At 58.5% G+C, this 17236-nt stretch carries 16 protein-coding genes and 1 pseudogene; 8 read left to right on the plus strand and 9 right to left on the minus strand.

The annotated features are described in order from the left end of the window. Window positions 1-89 precede the first annotated feature (89 nt). The 3 genes from cgtA to rplU all read right to left on the minus strand — a co-directional run bounded on the left by cgtA (window position 90) and on the right by rplU (window position 2131). Window positions 90-1313 carry an Obg family GTPase CgtA gene (cgtA, locus tag ACA049_RS26380; RefSeq protein WP_010467530.1) on the minus strand — a complete coding sequence of 408 codons (1224 nt, stop codon included), beginning with the start codon at window positions 1311-1313 and terminating at the stop codon, window positions 90-92. A 193-nt stretch (window positions 1314-1506) separates the two neighbouring features. Continuing rightward, window positions 1507-1782, minus strand: coding sequence for a 50S ribosomal protein L27 (gene rpmA, locus ACA049_RS26385; protein WP_046048788.1), 276 nt, complete (start codon window positions 1780-1782; stop codon window positions 1507-1509). Between the two features lie 34 nt (window positions 1783-1816). Further along, window positions 1817-2131 carry a 50S ribosomal protein L21 gene (rplU, locus tag ACA049_RS26390; protein ID WP_003176051.1) on the minus strand — a complete coding sequence of 105 codons (315 nt, stop codon included), beginning with the start codon at window positions 2129-2131 and terminating at the stop codon, window positions 1817-1819. Between the two features lie 240 nt (window positions 2132-2371). On the opposite strand from rplU, the gene ACA049_RS26395 reads away from it, so the two are divergent. From ACA049_RS26395 to ACA049_RS26405, 3 genes are all read left to right on the plus strand, one after another. After that, window positions 2372-3340: a polyprenyl synthetase family protein gene (locus ACA049_RS26395; RefSeq protein WP_497331006.1), complete on the plus strand. Its 969-nt coding sequence runs from the start codon at window positions 2372-2374 to the stop codon at window positions 3338-3340. Window positions 3341-3522: 182 nt separating this feature from the next. Next, a complete protein-coding gene (locus ACA049_RS26400; RefSeq protein WP_010467527.1) occupies window positions 3523-3864 on the plus strand; it encodes a zinc ribbon domain-containing protein YjdM in 342 nt (113 codons plus the stop codon). A 206-nt stretch (window positions 3865-4070) separates the two neighbouring features. Beyond that, entirely contained in the window at window positions 4071-4328 is a 258-nt protein-coding gene (locus tag ACA049_RS26405; protein ID WP_084319505.1) for a PA4570 family protein, read from the plus strand. 116 nt (window positions 4329-4444) lie between these two features. On the opposite strand, the gene bamJ is transcribed toward ACA049_RS26405, so the two are convergent. From bamJ to ACA049_RS26420, 3 genes are all read right to left on the minus strand, one after another. Then, on the minus strand, window positions 4445-5062 hold the full coding sequence (bamJ, locus tag ACA049_RS26410; RefSeq protein ID WP_109634978.1) for a BamJ family beta-barrel-assembly machinery protein: 618 nt from the start codon (window positions 5060-5062) through the stop codon (window positions 4445-4447). A gap of 121 nt (window positions 5063-5183) precedes the next feature. Next, window positions 5184-5489: a DUF6482 family protein gene (locus tag ACA049_RS26415; RefSeq protein WP_497331008.1), complete on the minus strand. Its 306-nt coding sequence runs from the start codon at window positions 5487-5489 to the stop codon at window positions 5184-5186. A 209-nt stretch (window positions 5490-5698) separates the two neighbouring features. Then, complete coding sequence (locus tag ACA049_RS26420; RefSeq protein WP_150734735.1) at window positions 5699-6187, minus strand: TIGR00645 family protein; 489 nt, start codon at window positions 6185-6187, stop codon at window positions 5699-5701. A gap of 171 nt (window positions 6188-6358) precedes the next feature. On the opposite strand from ACA049_RS26420, the gene ACA049_RS26425 reads away from it, so the two are divergent. Continuing rightward, window positions 6359-8188, plus strand: coding sequence for a hypothetical protein (locus tag ACA049_RS26425; protein ID WP_497331010.1), 1830 nt, complete (start codon window positions 6359-6361; stop codon window positions 8186-8188). A gap of 6 nt (window positions 8189-8194) precedes the next feature. Here the strand turns inward: ACA049_RS26425 and ACA049_RS26430 are convergent. Next, window positions 8195-8534, minus strand: a pseudogene (locus ACA049_RS26430) (PA4575 family protein). Between the two features lie 317 nt (window positions 8535-8851). Continuing rightward, entirely contained in the window at window positions 8852-11290 is a 2439-nt protein-coding gene (locus ACA049_RS26435; protein WP_497331012.1) for a Lon protease family protein, read from the minus strand. A gap of 276 nt (window positions 11291-11566) precedes the next feature. On the opposite strand from ACA049_RS26435, the gene ACA049_RS26440 reads away from it, so the two are divergent. The 4 genes from ACA049_RS26440 (at window position 11567) to ACA049_RS26455 (ending at window position 15268) form a co-directional block, all read left to right on the plus strand. After that, complete coding sequence (locus ACA049_RS26440; protein WP_497331014.1) at window positions 11567-12055, plus strand: DUF3015 domain-containing protein; 489 nt, start codon at window positions 11567-11569, stop codon at window positions 12053-12055. Between the two features lie 221 nt (window positions 12056-12276). Then, complete coding sequence (locus ACA049_RS26445) at window positions 12277-14130, plus strand: Lnb N-terminal periplasmic domain-containing protein (RefSeq protein ID WP_497331016.1); 1854 nt, start codon at window positions 12277-12279, stop codon at window positions 14128-14130. A 216-nt stretch (window positions 14131-14346) separates the two neighbouring features. Continuing rightward, window positions 14347-14703 (plus strand): hypothetical protein, encoded by a 357-nt coding sequence (locus tag ACA049_RS26450; protein WP_497331018.1) that lies wholly within the window; start codon window positions 14347-14349, stop codon window positions 14701-14703. A gap of 70 nt (window positions 14704-14773) precedes the next feature. Next, a complete protein-coding gene (locus ACA049_RS26455; protein ID WP_497331020.1) occupies window positions 14774-15268 on the plus strand; it encodes a GreA/GreB family elongation factor in 495 nt (164 codons plus the stop codon). Window positions 15269-15434: 166 nt separating this feature from the next. Here ACA049_RS26455 and ettA read toward each other — a convergent pair whose 3' ends face one another. After that, window positions 15435-17099, minus strand: coding sequence for an energy-dependent translational throttle protein EttA (ettA, locus tag ACA049_RS26460; RefSeq protein ID WP_010467508.1), 1665 nt, complete (start codon window positions 17097-17099; stop codon window positions 15435-15437). Window positions 17100-17236: the final 137 nt, after the last annotated feature.

Raw genomic sequence — 17236 nt, forward strand, 5'->3', positions numbered from 1 at the left:
CCAGCGCTGCCCGTGACGTTATGTGACTACCGATTTCCAGATACCAAAACGCCGCTCCAGGGAGCGGCGTTCAAGTTTATCGCAACAGATCAGTCACGCACGTAAATGATTTCCGGACCGTCTTCGTCATCCACATCTTCTTCGTCCCAATCATCGTCGCCGATGTCGTGAACCGACTTCACGCCGCTGCGACGCAGGGCACGCTGGTCATCCAGCGCTTGCAGCTGGGCACGGGCTTCATCTTCGATACGCTGATCGAGTTCGGCCAGCTCTTCTTTGTAGACAGGGTCGTTCGCCAGACGGTCAGCGCGATCTTCCATGTAACGCATGATGTCGTGGCACAGACGCTCGGTGCCCAGCTTGGAGATGGCGGAGATCACGTAGACCGGACCGGTCCATTCCAGGCGATCAACGATTTCCTTGACGCGAGCGTCATGCTCTTCTTCAAGGATCTGGTCGCACTTGTTCAGCACCAGCCAACGGTCACGCTCAGCCAGGGACGGGCTGAACTTGGTCAGCTCGCTGACGATCACTTCAGCGGCATCCGGGGCGCTGGCATCATCCAGCGGCGCCATGTCGACGAGGTGCAGCAGCAAACGGGTACGCGACAAGTGCTTGAGGAAGCGAATCCCCAGGCCCGCGCCATCGGAAGCACCTTCGATCAGACCCGGAATGTCCGCGACCACGAAGCTCTTCCAGCGATCGACGCTGACCACACCCAGGTTCGGCACCAGCGTGGTGAACGGGTAGTCGGCGACTTTCGGCTTGGCGGCCGATACCGAGCGAATGAAGGTACTTTTACCGGCGTTCGGCAAGCCCAGCAGGCCGACGTCAGCCAACACCTTCATTTCCAGCTTGAGGTCACGCGCCTCACCCGGTTTACCCGGAGTGGTCTGGCGTGGAGCACGGTTGGTACTGGATTTGAAACGGGTGTTGCCCAGACCGTGCCAGCCACCATGAGCCACCAGCAGTTTCTGGCCAGCCTTGGTCAGGTCGCCGATCACTTCCTGAGTAGCGGAATCGATGACGGTGGTGCCGACCGGAACACGCAGCACCAGCTCTTCACCTTTTTTACCGGTGCAGTCGGTGCTGCCGCCGTTGGAACCGCGCTCGGCATCGAAGTGCCGGGTGTAACGGTAGTCCACCAGGGTGTTGAGGTTTTCGTCGGCGATCATGTAGACCGAGCCGCCATCACCACCGTCACCGCCGTTCGGGCCGCCGTTTTCAATAAATTTCTCGCGACGGAAGCTCATGCAACCGTTGCCGCCGTCACCGGCCTTTACTCGAATAGATACTTCATCAACAAACTTCATAACAAAACGCCTCTCGTCATACGGACGAGCCGAAAAAATCCAGACATAAGACTCTTGCAAAAATGAGCGCAGCGACCTCAATCAACGACCGCAAATCCAGCGCTGGAGCCCATCACAAACAGCTTTGCAAGAGACTCACCCCACAAACGAAAAAGCCCCGTCGCGAGACAGGGCTTTTCCAGCATCTACGTAATTATGCCGCGACGACTGCAGTCTTCGGAACAATGCTTACGTAACGGCGATTGAAAGCGCCTTTTACTTCGAACTTGATCACGCCGTCGATTTTAGCGAACAGAGTGTGATCTTTACCCATGCCAACACCGTAACCGGCGTGGAATTGGGTGCCGCGCTGACGCACGATGATGTTGCCCGGAATGATAACCTGGCCGCCATACATCTTCACGCCAAGGCGTTTGGCTTCTGAGTCGCGACCGTTACGGGTACTACCACCAGCTTTTTTGTGTGCCATGAGTCAATTCTCCTAGTGAGGAATTAGGCTGAAATTAAGCCTGAATACCGGTGATTTTGATCTCGGTGTACCACTGGCGGTGGCCCATACGCTTCATGTGGTGCTTACGACGACGGAACTTGATGATGCGGACTTTATCGTGACGACCTTGGGAGATCACTTCAGCCACAACGGTAGCGCCAGCAACAACTGGAGCGCCGATGTTCACGTCATCGCCATTGGCGACCAACAGAACGCGATCAAAAGTAACGGATTCGCCGGTAGCGATTTCCAGTTTTTCGATCTTCAGGTATTCACCTGGGGCGACCTTGTATTGCTTGCCACCAGTAACAATTACTGCGTACGACATGGTATTTCTCCGATAATCCTGCTCACCCAGCTCTTTATAAGAAGAGGTATTGGCTGGCATGGCTGCATAAGGCTGGAAGGCCTGTTTGCAATTGCGTAAGGCAGGTGCTGCCCAGGAAGTTCAGGGTGCGCGATTGTACGCAAGCTGCCGGGGTGATGCAAGAGGCCGTCCATCGTGCCTTGACACCCGCCGACGTGGGTCCTAGCATGCCGCGCAACCCTTCTGGAGCAACTGTCGCTGATGCAACCCCAAGCTTTCTACCGCGCGGTGGCGGACGATTTTAGCGCCGTCGACGGCATCATCAAGAAGCAGCTGACTTCCCGAGTGCCGCTGGTATCGAAAATCGGCGATTACATTACCTCGGCTGGCGGTAAACGCCTGCGTCCTCTATTAGTGTTGCTGTGTGGCAAGGCCCTGGGTCGCGAAGGCGATGACCTGCGCCTGCTGGCCGCAACCATCGAGTTCCTGCACACCGCCACCCTGCTGCACGACGACGTGGTCGACATGTCCGGCATGCGCCGTGGCCGCTCGACCGCCAACGCCATGTGGGGCAACGCGCCGAGCGTGCTGGTGGGCGACTTCCTGTATTCGCGTTCCTTTGAAATGATGGTCGAACTGGGCTCCATGCCGGTGATGAAGATCCTTTCGCAGGCCACGCGCATCATCGCCGAAGGCGAAGTGTTGCAGTTGTCGAAGGTCCGTGACGCCAGCACCACCGAAGAAACCTACATGGAAGTCATCCGCGGCAAGACCGCGATGCTCTTCGAAGCCTCGACACACAGTGCTGCAGCGCTCTGCGAAGCGACATCGGAACAGGCAGAAGCCCTGCGTACGTTTGGCGATCATCTGGGCGTGGCCTTCCAACTGGTCGACGACCTGCTGGACTACAAGGGCGACGCGGAAACCCTGGGCAAGAACGTCGGTGACGATCTGGCCGAAGGCAAACCGACCCTGCCGCTGATCTACACCATGCGTGAAGGCACGCCGGAGCAGGCTGCCCTGGTGCGCAAGGCGATCCAGAAAGGCGGCATCGAAGACCTGGAAAGCATCCGCGAAGCCGTGGAAGCCTCCGGTTCGCTGGATTACACCGCAAATCTGGCCCGTGATTACGTGGCCCGCGCGATCAAATGCCTCGACGCGCTGCCAGCCAGCGAATACCGCGATGCATTGGTTGAATTGAGCGAATTTGCGGTCGCCCGTACGCACTGACACGCCCCCCCCCTGTAGGAGCAGAGCTTGCTCGCGAAGGCGATCTACCAGTCGGCACCCATCTGACTGATACATCGCCTTCGCGGGCAAGCCTCGCTCCTACAAATCATGCGTCGCCCCTCGCCCGCTAAAAACCCTATATAATGTGCGCTTTTTAGCGATCCTCAATCCAAGGAGCTTTAGTGAGCACGTTGCCACCCTGCCCAAAATGCAATTCCGAATACACCTATGAAGACGGCGCGCAGCTGATCTGCCCCGAGTGCGCCCACGAGTGGTCCGCCAGCGGCGAAGCCGAAGCGGCTTCCGATGACACCGTGAAAAAGGATTCGGTCGGCAACGTCCTGCAGGACGGCGACACCATTACCGTGATCAAGGACCTGAAGGTCAAAGGCACGTCACTGGTGGTCAAGGTCGGCACCAAGGTCAAGAACATCCGCCTGTGCGATGGCGATCACGACATCGACTGCAAGATCGACGGCATCGGCCCGATGAAGCTCAAATCCGAGTTCGTCAGAAAAGTCTGAATCTGCTGTCTTCCATCCCGCGCCCTGCGTGGGATGGCGCTTCACCCTCCCCGTTTTCCCCCAGCATTTCCTCGCAATAGCCAAACGCCAGCCGTTTTGACCTTACGCAATCTTTACCCGGAAAAAATCACAAACTACCAATAGGTCCTTGCTATTTGATGAATAAGAATTATTCTCATTGAAACCAATCAATGGAGATGAGACCCATGACTTATTTGATCGACGCCTGGCTGGACCGCCCGCACCCTTACCTCAGGATCCTGCATCGGGAAACCGGGGAAGTCTGTGCCGTACTTGAAGAAGAAGCCTTGAACGAGCTGCAGGATCAGGGTGATCTGGACGTCAATGGCTTGAGTTCCAGCGAGCCGGTGGTGCTCAAGGAACTGGTGCGCAATCTGTTTCTGTTCTGCTACGCCCGGGCGTTGCGCCCGACGAGTGATCTGAACCACAAGATTGAAGTATGAGTAACGCTGAAAAACCCGTAGGAGCGAGGCTTTCCCGCGAAAATGACAACTCGGTCCCAACTTGAAACCGAGGTGATGCATTCGCGAGCAAGCTTCGCTCCTACAGGGTCAAGAGCTTACAGAACGTCGAGCAGCTCGACGTCGAATACCAGAACGCTGTGCGGCGGAATGCTGCCAACGCCTTGAGCGCCGTAAGCCAGTTCGCTCGGCACGTACAGACGCCATTTGCTACCGGCATTCATCAGTTGCAGAGCTTCGGTCCAGCCAGCGATCACGCCGCCGACCGGGAATTCTGCTGGCTGGCCACGATCGTAGGAGCTGTCGAACACAGTGCCGTCGATCAGGGTGCCGTGGTAGTGGGTGCGCACTTGATCTTCACGGGTTGGCTTGGCGCCTTCGCCCTGAGTCAGCACTTCAAATTGCAGGCCGGAAGCCAGGGTGGTGATGCCATCACGCTTGGCGTTTTCAGCCAGGAAAGCCAGGCCTTCGCCAGCAGCGGCTTCAGCTTTGGCAGCGGCTTCGGCTTGCATGATTTCGCGGATCACCTTGAAGCTTGCGGACATTTCTTCCTGACCCACACGGCTTGGCTTACCGGCGAACGCGTCGGTCAGGCCAGCCAGGATCGCGTCCAGGCTAACACCCGGCGGCGGGTTGTCGCGCAGTTGGTCGCCCAGCTGACGGCCAATACCGTAGCTGACGCGGGTTTCGTCGGTGGACAGATTTACTTCGGACATGACACTGCTCCGCTGTGCGGACGGCCTGGAACTTGCCGTGCGTGCACAGCGCGTCCCGGGAGCGCCCGGAATCAAAAGGGCCAGCAGACTAGCACAGATGCCGTTGCGTTGATGAGCGCTGTCAGTGGTGCCAACGGAAGGCAATCGGCACCTTCAGGCTTTCCTCTGCACCGGACCCCATCCCGCACATCTCATCATGAACAGACGTGTGGACAAGATTGAACGATAGTGAGGGGAAGTCATGCAGCACTTCGCGCGCATGCTCGACCGAGCGCAGGTGAAACATCTCGCCGCGGGCATCACTCAAGGGATACGCCGCACCGTGCATGCGCGCCTCCAGCAGGTAGATTCCGCCTTCCATGGAAATCAGGTTCAGCTCATCGATTTTCCCGGCGATGGCATACGCACGCAACTCAACGAAGTTCATGAAGGCACCTCTGACAGTGTCGAGCCAATATCAATACATGCATAGGCCTCGGCACCTCAAAGTACAAGCCACAAACGACACCGCCTGTCTGTTTGCACCTGACTGCAGGAGCGAGGCTTGCCCGCGAAGGCGGTGTGACAGGTAACATTTTTGTCGACTGACACGGCCCCTTCGCGGGCAAGCCTCGCTCCTACAGGATTTTGTGCGAATCAGTGCTTGGTGAGTTTGTCCAGATAGCCCATGGCAAACGCCGACACGACGAACGTCATGTGAATGATCACGTACCACTTCAAATGCTCGGGATCGACGTTCTTGGCGTCCATGAAGATCCGCAGCAGGTGGATCGACGAAATTGCCACGATGGAGGCCGCCACTTTCATCTTCAGCGAAGACGAATCCATGGTGCCCAGCCAGTTGAGCTTTTCCTTGTGGTCGTCGATGTCCAGTTGGGAAACGAAGTTCTCGTAACCGGAAATCATCACCATCACCAGCAAGCCGCCCACCAGCGCCATGTCGATCAGCGACAGCAGCACCAGGATCAGGTCCGACTCGGCCATCGAGAATACGTTGGGAATGACGTGGAAGACTTCCTGGAAGAATTTCAGCGCCAGCGCCAATAGCCCGAGGGACAGACCGAAGTAGATCGGCGCCAGCAACCAGCGGGAGGCGTACATTGCATTTTCGATAAAGCGTTCCATTGAATCTCACACGTGGGGTTGAAAATGGCCGCGAGTATACCAGCCCCCTGTCTATACCCAGAAGCAGCCAGAAACCGTCGGGAAATCCGCAACCTGCGCGTGTGTCACAAAGTTTTTCTGCTAGTGTCCAGACTATTGACCGCTCAGCAACATCGGACAGGAAGACTGGAAATGGATGTGCGATTGCCTTTGACGAGCGCCGGAATTTGCCTGGCTCTGCTGCTGAGCGGCTGCTCACCCAACGATGAGAAGCGTCAGACCAGCCTTGAGGAAAAGACCGCGCAGTTCGAGAAGTCTCTGGATGCGATTCAGGACCCGAAGCTCAAGGATGCGGTTGCCGAACTCGGCGGATCGCTGTTGTTGCTCGAGCGTGCGCAACTCAAACTCGACAGCAAACCCCTGGAAACCGAATACGGCGAAGACGTTCTCGCCATGCTCAAGCACTACCTCACGCCACAGGCGCTGGTCGACACCTACATCAACGGTCTGTTTGTGCTGCACAAGGATTCCAGCTCCGACTACCTGACCGATCTGCAACCGGTGTTCCCCTTCAACTTCAGCATTCCGGCTGCGTTTCTCTTTCCCCATGGACTGGAATGGCAATCGGTGACCCTGAGCAACAAGCGCGTCATTGCGTTCCAGCCGGAATGGTCGGAAACCGATCCCGGCATTCAGTTGAGCCCGTCGAGTTCCAACCTGACCAACCCCGATGACCTGACGGTGACCTATCCCTTCATCGACGGCCTGGACGTGGACAACAAGCACCAGCCCCAGCCGGTCAGCCTGCAAGGCAAGGTCGAGGTCATCGCTCCGCGCAAGCTCTACACCTTCGACCTGACGAAAAAAGACGTTGGCCAGACCCGCACCAACGACAACCTCAGCGTCACCTTGCTGAAACTGGGCAACAACTACGCCGAAATCGAATTCAACAACAGCGCGCCACTGGCTCCCGAAGTCAGCGAAACACCGCTGAATCCATTGATCGTCCAGGCCAGGGACACCACTGGGCAATTCCTCTCGCGCTCGGGGTCGATCAATGAAACCGCCGCGCAAATTGCCTTCTATCAAAAGCAGCTGGCGAAAATTCAGCAGCAGAAGGCCTGGAGCGAGACCTTCGAAAAACAGATCGATGAAGAACAGCGCAGCTTCGAGGCGCAGCAGAAGAATCATTACAGCAAAGTGTATTTCAACGGGCCGGTCGACACCGTTGAAGTCAGCGTGCTGGATTTCTCGGCTGCCACGGTGACCCGCAAGGACCTGAACCTGCCGGTGCGCCGCTTCGATTCACACACGACGGAAAAAACCATCCAGCCACTGACCCTGCCGGTGGTGGTGTATGACGATCAGGCCCCGACCTGGCTGAAGGGCGCGACATTGAGTGAGGAACAGCTGAAGAAGGGCATCATCGTCAGTCAGTCGGTGGATGACCCCAGCGCCGCGCGCATTGAGTTCGATCACGCCAAAAGCTTCAATGATGAGCTGCTCGGCACATCATTCAGCGCTGGCGATAGCCCGGTCACGTTCTTTACGGAGGATGGCAGCGGTAAACGCGATGAGCCGATCGAACTGCCGCCGGAGGCTTATGAGGTCGACCCGCTACGTGGCGCCATCACTTATGACCTGAACCTGTTTCCGGAAACACCGGCCTACGCAGTGGGCTCCATGCCGTTGTTCCTGGCAATGATCGACAAGCAAACGCTCGACGTCCACTCGCTGCCCAAAGGCCTGGAACTCAAAGGCAATGCGCTGGTGGTTGACTCGAAGTTGTTCCCTGCCCAGGACTGGCGATTTTTCGCCAAGGACGATTCTGGAAACTATCTGAAAGAGATTCTTTCGGTCACGCACGACGCGAGCGCAGAAGGCCCGGCGTTATTTGCCGTGCATTACTTCTATGGCCAGCCAACACGTCTGGAAAGTTATCAGCGAACCGCCCTCACCACGGTCCAGTATGGTTTCGAGGTCAAACTGGCCAAGGCGGATCTCTCCCACCTTGATCAATAGCCTGGGTCAGTGCCCGGGCTGAAACTCAGCCGCCGAGGTTGCGGCAACGGCCGCCGTTGATTTCCCGCAGCTGGGCTTGCAAGTGCAGGCACCAGATTTGTGGGTCGTCGGCCAGCTCGTAGCCATGCAGCGTCAGGCTTTCGACAATCGTGTCGAGGATGGATTCAGCCACGAAAGGCCCATGAAACGGGCCCTGCGCCTTGATGGCGGAAGGTTGTTCGCCGGCCATTCCGGCGGCAAAAAGCAAGGTCCACATGCCCGTATCCCCCGCCAATGGGCGAATGGCACATTCGATACGGGTCACAAGACCCAAACATTGACGGGTGAGGCAGAGGTTGCGCGACATGGCGGCGACCCTCGGTAGATCCGGTATTCAGCCCCCACGAGAAGGCTGTCTCGATCCAGTGATTACTGTCGATATCCTTGAGCTGAGAATAGAAGAAAAGTCTGACTAGCACGTCAGGTAGAACCAGAAGGCGCCGAATGGTCATTGTGTGAATGTTGACGCCAGAGTGATGGCACTTTCTCCAGGTTCACTTGATGCAAATGTGGGAGCGGGCTTGCTCGCGAATGCGGGGTGACAGTCGACATCAATGTTGACTAACCCACCGTATTCGCGAGCAAGCCCGCTCCCACAGGGAATCGGTTTGATCCCCAGATGTATCAGGCCGGTTTGGCTTCGACCAGCGCTTCCAGCGCCGCTTCTTTCTCGGCTTCCTTGAGGTCTTCTTCGCTGATCATTTCCGCGATCACCCGCAAGCGCTCCACCACCCGCGCGTTGACGCTGCCTTCAGGGAACTGGCCATCGGCATCCGGCGCACCGGCTGGCTCACCAACCAGCAGGCTCAACGCCTCGTCGGCCTGGCGCACGGCGTAGACATGGAACTGCCCAGCTCGCACGGCTGACAACACCTTCTCGTCGAGCATCAGCGTAGCCACGTTGGCCTGAGGAATGATCGCCCCCTGCTCACCGGTCAGCCCGCGGGCTTCGCAGAGCCGGAAGAAGCCTTCGATCTTCTCGTTGACCCCGCCCACCGCCTGCACTTCACCGAACTGGTTGATCGAGCCGGTGATCGCAAAGCACTGCTTGAGCGGCGTTTTCGACAAGGCCGAAATCAGCGTGCACGCCTCGCCCAGCGACGCACTGTCACCATCGACGTAACCGTAGGACTGCTCCAGCGCGATACTCGCGGAAATCGCCAGCGGGAATTCCTGGGCATAACGGCTGCCCAGATACCCGGTGAGGATCATCACGCCTTTGGAGTGAATCGGCTGGCCGAGGTTGACCTCACGCTCGATGTCGACAATGCCGCTGCCGCCCGGGTAGACCGTGGCGGAAATCCGCGCCGGCACACCGAACGCCGAGTCGCCGACTTCCAGCACGGTCAGTCCGTTGCACTTGCCGACGGCGGCACCGTCCGTGTCGATCAGGATGATCCCGGCCAGCATGTCATCGAGAATCCGCGCCGAGACGCGCCCGGTGCGGGTGGCCTTGGCCTTGAGCGCACGCTCGATATGCCCGGCATCGGTCATCTCGTCACCCGCCAGATGACGAATGAAATCCGCCTCGCTGACCAGTTGGAACAGATCACCGATGCGTGCGGACAAACGCCCCTGGTGTTCAGCCAGACGCGCGCTGTACGTCGCCAGGCGTGCCACGGCATCGGCGGTCAGCGGCGCCATGCCTTCTTCGGAGGTGCGGGTTTTGAGCAACTGGGCGAACTGCTCCAGGCTCTCGTCGACCATCGGGATGTCTTCGTCGAAGTCCACCAGGACGCGGAACATCTCCTGGAAGTCCGGATCGAGGTCTTGCAGCGTGTAATACAACTGACGCGCGCCGATGATGACGACTTTGACCTGCAACGGAATGTGTTGCGGTGTCAGGGTCACCGTGGCCAGACGGCCCAGCTCACCCAGCGGCGACTCCATTTTCAGCTTGCGCGATTGCAGGGCGCGCTTGAGCGCGTCCCACACGAACGGCTCGCTGAGCATTTTTTCCGCTTCAAGGATCAGGAAACCGCCGTTGGCGCGATGCAGCGCACCCGGGCGCAGTTGCCGATACGTGGTGTAAAGCGCGCCCTGATCGGTGCTGTATTCAATACGGCCAAACAGGTTTTCGTAAGTCGGGTGCGGTTCGAAGACCACCGGCGCACCGCCGCTGGCGGAATGACCGACCACCAGACTCGGGGCGTATTGTTCTTCCAAAAGCTTGCGGGCGATGGCGTCGGTCTTGCTGTCGTCTACCAGTTGCTCGACCACAGTCTTGAGCAGATAGACCTGCATGGCTTGCAGGTAACCGCACACGGCCGCGTTCTCGGCGTACTTCTCCGACAACGGCGACAGCAACGGCTGCAAGGCCAGGGTGATGGTTTCTTCGTTGAGGTGGCGCAGTTGATTACTCGACTCGCGCTTCCATTGCGGCAGGCTGGCGAGTTCTTCGTTCAGTCGCTCCTCCAGGCCGGAAATATCGTCGTGGAAACGCTCGCGATCGGCTTCCGGCAACTGGGCGAATTCCGCTTCGTCCAGGGCCTTGCCTTCGGCCATCGGCGTGAACGCGATGTTGCTGGCGTCGCGGTAGAGCGCGACTTCCTTCTCCAGCGCCAGGCGCTCGATCACGTCCAGTGCCTTGTCGTAGCGTTGGTTGAAGGCGCGGTCGATGGCGCTTTTTTTCTGCTGGTAGGACGGGTGCTCGAACACCGCCGGAAAGGTCGCCAGCAGGTTGTCGATCAGACCGTTGATATCACCGATGAAGGCGCCAGCGGTGCCCGATGGCAATTCCAGCGCGCGAGGCTCGCGAGGTTCATCGAAATTATTGACGTAGACCCAATCTGCCGGGGTCTGCAGGCGTTTGCCTTCGGCTTTCAGGTAGCGTTTGACGAACGAAAACCGGCCGGTGCCGGGCTCACCCATGACGAATACGTTGTAACCGGGGCGCGGCATGGCCACGCCGAACTGCAAGGCTTCGACAGCACGTTCCTGGCCAAGCACACCGCGGAAGGGCTCCAGATCATTGGTGGTAGAGAAGCTGAACTGTTCAGCGGAAAACGGACGGGTCAGCGCTTCAGGCGCTAGACGCAAGCTGGCAGCAACAGGATCAGGCATCGGGCTTCCTTACATCAGGCGGGGCAGATAGCGGCATTCTGGCGCTGCCCATACCTCACTTGCAAGGCGCGCCTTTTGCCAAAGCATAGACAAACCGTCATCTCCAGGCCTGCCGGGGGCAAATCAATGATTTCAACGAATGTTTTGCAAAAAATCACGGAACCACGGGAACGTGCCTAAACTCCAAACTGCGCGGCTGGATTAATAACTGGCCCACTGGCGCCGGATTGGGCCAGACCCCTTGTCCATTGGTATGCACATAAAGAGAACAAAGCTATGAAACGGATTCTTCTCGGTACTCTCTTCACCGCTGTATCCATCAACGCTATGGCACAGGCGCCAGGCGGCCCGGATTGCGGTTGGGGCAACATGCTGTTCGAAGGTCAGCGTGGCACCCCGGCTCACTTCCTGGCATCCACCACCAACGGCACTTCCGGTAACGCAACCTTCGGTATGACTTCCGGTACCAACGGTTGCTCGACAAATGCGTCGCTGACCTATGGCGGCAAATCCTGGTTAGCCATGAATGGCATGATGAACGAGCTGTCCGAAGACATGGCTAAAGGTAACGGCGAAGCGCTGACGACCTACGCCGTGGTACTGGGTGTAGCGCCGCAAGACCGTGCGCACTTCGCCGCAGTGACTCATGAGCACTTCCAGCAGATCTTCAGCAAGGCTGACGTGACCGCTGAAGACGTGCATACCAACACCTTGGCCGTTCTGAAAAACGATCCGCGTCTGGCCAAGTACATCACTCAAGCTTAAGCTCGACCCTGCCCGCTCCTCTTGAGGAGCGGGTTTTATTTTTTGGACCTGCCCCTCTTTGGGTCATGTCATTGAACTGTAGAAGCTGTCGAGTGAAACGAGGCTGCGATCGTTGCTGTTGAAGATCAAAAGATCGCAGCCTCGTTTCACTCGACAGCTCCTACAGGAAATGGCATCAACCGCGCTGGGTCTTTATTTTTTTTCGACTTAAGTTGCCCACTATGCTCAAACGCCTTGCCTGGCTGGCGCTCTGTGTCTGCGCCCCGCTGTCCGCCGCGCCACATGTCGACAATCAACGTTTGCAGCAACTGGCCAACGATCCCTTCTGGATTTCCCTGGGCCATTACGAAACCGCCAAGCTCGGCGGCTGGCGCAGCTATGTCAGCGACAAGAAATTCTTTCTCGCACCGGATGGCAACGAACACCCCGACCGCGAACTGGCAGCCACCGTGCAGGCGCTGTACGCCCCGGCCAGTGCGGGCGAAAAACACGCCCAGTGCGTCTATCCGGCCCGCACCCGCTGGCTGAAGGCGCAGCTCAACCTGACTGATTTGCCGGCCCTCGATTGCGGCGAATTCAAGCAATGGTTCAAGGATGTCTCGCCCCACAGCGCGGTGATGATTTTCCCGGCGGCTTACCTGAACAGTCCGTCGTCGATGTTCGGCCATACCTTGCTGCGTATCGACCAGGCAGATGTTCAGAGCGATCACACGGCACTGCTCAGTTACGCGATCAACTTCGGCGCTTACATCGAAGGCTCTGACAACAGCATCCTCTACGCCTGGAAAGGCCTGATGGGCGGCTATCCGGGGCTGTTTGCGCTGGTGCCGTATCAGGAAAAACTCTCGGAATACCGCAGCCTTGAGAACCGCGACCTGTGGGAATACAGGCTGAACCTGACGCAGGCAGAAACCGAGCGCATGGTCGAACACGTCTGGGAGTTGAAGCAGATCCAGTTCGACTATTTCTTTTTCGACGAAAACTGCTCCTATCGCCTGCTTGAGCTGCTGCAAGTGGCGCGACCGAGCCTGCGCCTGACCGAACAGTTCCCGCTGACCGCGATTCCCACCGACACCGTCAAAGCGGTGAAAGAAGCCGGGCTGGTGGAGTCCATTCAGTATCGTCCGTCTCGTGAACGGGAACTGCTGAGCCGCGCCGAGCCGTTGACTGACGAAGAGCAGCAGTGGGTGCTGAAAGTCAGCGCCGACCAGAAGCAATTGCAGACGCCTGCGTTCAAGGCCCAACCCCGCGCGCGTCAGGCACTGATTATCGACGCGGCCTATCGACTTGAGCGTTACCGCGCCAACGGCCAGGAGCGCGATCCAGAGCGGGCGCAACGCAGTTTCGAATTGCTGCGGGCGATCAACCAGAACCCGGCGCCGGAGCTGGACATCCCACGGCCCGGATTGCCCGAGGACGGACACGAATCCCGCACCTGGCAGGCCGGCATCGGCACCCGCGGCGACAAGGCCTTCGGCGAATATGGCCTGCGCATGGCTTATCACGACCTCAACGACAACGCCGAGAGCTTCCCGCTCGGTGCGCAGATCGAAATCCTGCAGATGAAGCTGCGCCAGTACGAAGGTAATGAGTGGCAGTTCCAGCAACTGGACTTGGCGACCATCCGCTCCCTGACACCGCGCAATGAGCTGTTGCAGCCGCTTTCGTGGCAAGTCACTGGCGGTCTGGAGCGCGTGCCGGGCAAACATGACGATGAAACGTTGGTCAGCCACGTCAACGGCGGTGGCGGCGGCACCTGGCAACTGGGCGAAGACATGCTCGGCTTTGCACTGGGCACGGTGCGCGTTGAGCACAACAACGACTTCGCAGGCTTTATCGCACCGGCGGCAGGCTTCAATAGCGGTGTGCTGTGGAAAAACCCGCTGGGCAATTTCAGCCTCGAAGCCAAGGGCGATTTCTTTACCAATGGTGAAGTGCGCCGCAGCGTGAGCCTGAACCAGCAGTGGGAATTGTCACGCAACCTGGGCCTGCGCCTGAGCGCCCAACGCGAATTCAGCCACCTCGCCTCGCCCGAGAACGAAGTGATGCTTGAAATGAAGTGGTATCACTACTGACCGGCCGCACTGCTATTCCCCTGTGGGAGCGGGCTTGCTCGCGAATGCGGTGGGTCAGCCAGCAATTATGTCGACAGACACACCGCATTCGCGAGCAAGCCCGCTCCCACATTAGTTTTGTGGTGTTCAATAGATTTTTCACAGCCCTTGCACATCCCCCTCACGATTCCACTCCTAGACTTCCCTCATAGGCCGTTCAACGGCCGGGAGTCCAAGATGTGGCGTTACGCAGGTGTGTTGGGGTTGTTGATGTTGATTGCGGGTTGCCAAACCACCCACGAAGATTTGATCGCCAAGGGTTACCCACCGGCGTTCGCCGACGGTTTCGATGACGGTTGCAGCAGTGGCCGGCAAGCCGCTGGGGCGATCACCGGGGAATTTCGCAAGAACGTCCCGCGTTATCTCAAGGACAAGCAATACGCCGAAGGCTGGAGCGACGGTTTTCGCCAGTGCCAGGCCATGCGCGAAAGCGAAGATCGCGAGGACTATCGCAGCCACCATTGGGACGACCGAGACAAAGACTGGCAGCAACAGAAGGACCAGGGCGCCGCCCGTGCCTATCGCTCGCAATGAGTCGCTGACAGACATCCGTCGAAACTAATAGCCTGCAACCATGGCCCAAACCCTATAACGGGAGAAAACCATGAGTCGCGCCTTCGTCAATGAAGATAACGCCGCCGCGCAAGCCGATCAGCCAGTTGAACGGCAGGTCAGCGCGCAGCCCAATTACGTCACGCCCGCCGGGCTTGCGCAGCTTCAGGCGAAAGTCGCCGAGGTTCAGAATCTGCTCAATGAACAAAGTGCGAAGGGTGAACTGGCGGACAAACAGCGCCAGGCCGACCTTGAGCGAGACTGGCGGTATTTCAATCAACGCCTGCAAAGCGCTCAGCTGGTTGTGCCGGCCTCCTCGACCGACAAAGTGCAGATCGGCGCATGGGTGACCTTTGCCGATGAGCACGGCAACGAACAACGCGTGCAGTTGGTGGGTGAGGATCAGGCGGAGGCGGCGAGCGGGCTGATCAACTGGGGCTCGCCGCTGGGGCGGGCGTTGTTGGGCGCGCAGGTCGGGGATGAGGTGGTGTGGAAGCGGCCGGTGGGGGATTTGGTGATTGAGGTGTTGAGCATAGAGATCGGGTGATCAGGAGGACGCCTTCGCGAGCAAGCCCGCTCCCACATGGGATCTGTGGCGCTCACAAATCCCTGTGGGAGCGGGCTTGCTCGCGAAGGCCGCACCGCGGTGTAACTGAAAAACCATAAAAAAACGGAGCCCCGAAGGCTCCGTTTTTTATGCAACCCACCCGATATCAGGCCAGTTTCTTGTGCCGTACACGGTGCGGCTGGGAAGCCGCTTCGCCGAGGCGTTTCTTGCGATCGGCTTCGTACTCGGTGTAGTTGCCTTCGAAGAACACGGCTTGGGAGTCGTCTTCGTACGCCAGGATGTGCGTCGCGACGCGGTCAAGGAACCACCGATCGTGAGAGATCACAATGGCGGCGCCCGGGAAGTCCAGCAGAGCCTCTTCCAGGGAACGCAGGGTTTCAACGTCGAGGTCGTTGGATGGTTCATCGAGCAGCAAGACGTTGCCGCCCTCTTTCAGGGTCAGGGCCAGGTGCAAGCGACCGCGCTCACCACCGGACAGGTCCTTGACGAACTTCTGCTGATCGCCGCCCTTGAAGTTGAAGCGACCGACGTAGGTACGCGACGGAATCTCGTAGTTGCCGATGCGGATCTGATCGGAACCGTCGGAGATTTGCTGGAACACAGTCTTGCTGCCGTCCAGGTCTTCGCGGCTCTGATCCACACAAGCAAGCTGCACGGTTTCGCCGACTTCGATGCTGCCCGAATCCGGTGTTTCCTTGCCCATCAGCATGCGGAACAGGGTCGACTTACCGGCACCGTTACCGCCGATCACGCCAACGATGGCGCCTTTAGGCATGGAGAACGACAGGTTGTCGATCAACACGCGATCGCCGTAGCCTTTGGAAACGTTCTTGAACTCGATGACCTTGTCACCCAGGCGCGGACCGGCCGGAATGTAGATCTCGTTGGTTTCGCTGCGCTTCTGGAATTCCTGCGATTGCATTTCTTCGAAGCGTTGCAGACGAGCCTTGGATTTGGACTGGCGGGCCTTGGCGCCTTTGCGCACCCACTCCAGTTCTTCCTTCATGGCTTTTTCGTGGGCCGACTGCTGCTTGGATTCGGCAGCCAGACGATCGGACTTGGCTTCGAGCCAGCCCGAATAGTTGCCCTCGTACGGGATACCGGCGCCGCGGTCGAGCTCGAGGATCCAGCCGGCAACGTTGTCCAGGAAGTAACGGTCGTGCGTGATCGCGACCACGGTGCCCGGGAAATCGTGCAGGAAATGCTCCAGCCAGGCGACGGAATCGGCGTCCAGGTGGTTGGTCGGTTCGTCGAGCAGCAGCATGTCCGGTGCAGACAACAGCAAGCGGCACAGGGCCACACGACGCTTCTCACCACCGGACAGGAATTCGATCTTGGCATCCCACGCCGGCAGACGCAGCGCATCAGCGGCGACTTCCAGTTGGCGATCAAGGTTGTGACCGTCGCTGGCTTGCAGGATGGCTTCGAGTTTGGCTTGTTCGGCGGCCAGTTTGTCGAAGTCGGCATCTTCATCCGCGTAAGCGGCGTAGACCTCGTCCAGGCGTGCCTGGGCGTTCTTGATCACGCTGACCGCTTCCTCGACCACTTCACGCACAGTCTTGGTCGGGTCCAGGATCGGCTCTTGCGGCAGGTAGCCGATGTTCAGCTCCGGCATCGGACGGGCTTCGCCTTCGAACTCGGTGTCAACGCCTGCCATGATTTTCAGCAGCGTGGACTTACCCGAACCGTTGAGGCCCAGTACGCCGATCTTGGCGCCGGGGAAGAACGACAGAGAAATATTTTTCAGGATTTCCCGCTTCGGCGGAACAACTTTGCCCAGCCGATGCATGGTGAATACGTATTGAGCCATGGAGAACCTTGGGTCAGTGACAGATGAATGATTGGAGCGCAGGCGAAGCCCGGCCAGACTGTGCGCGTCGTCCGCTTGATGGTTATCAATACGTGCGCGCTGAAAAAGTCTGATTCTAGGAGCTGGAACGCCCCCAC

It is taken from the genome of Pseudomonas sp. LBUM1662 (assembly GCF_059695915.1).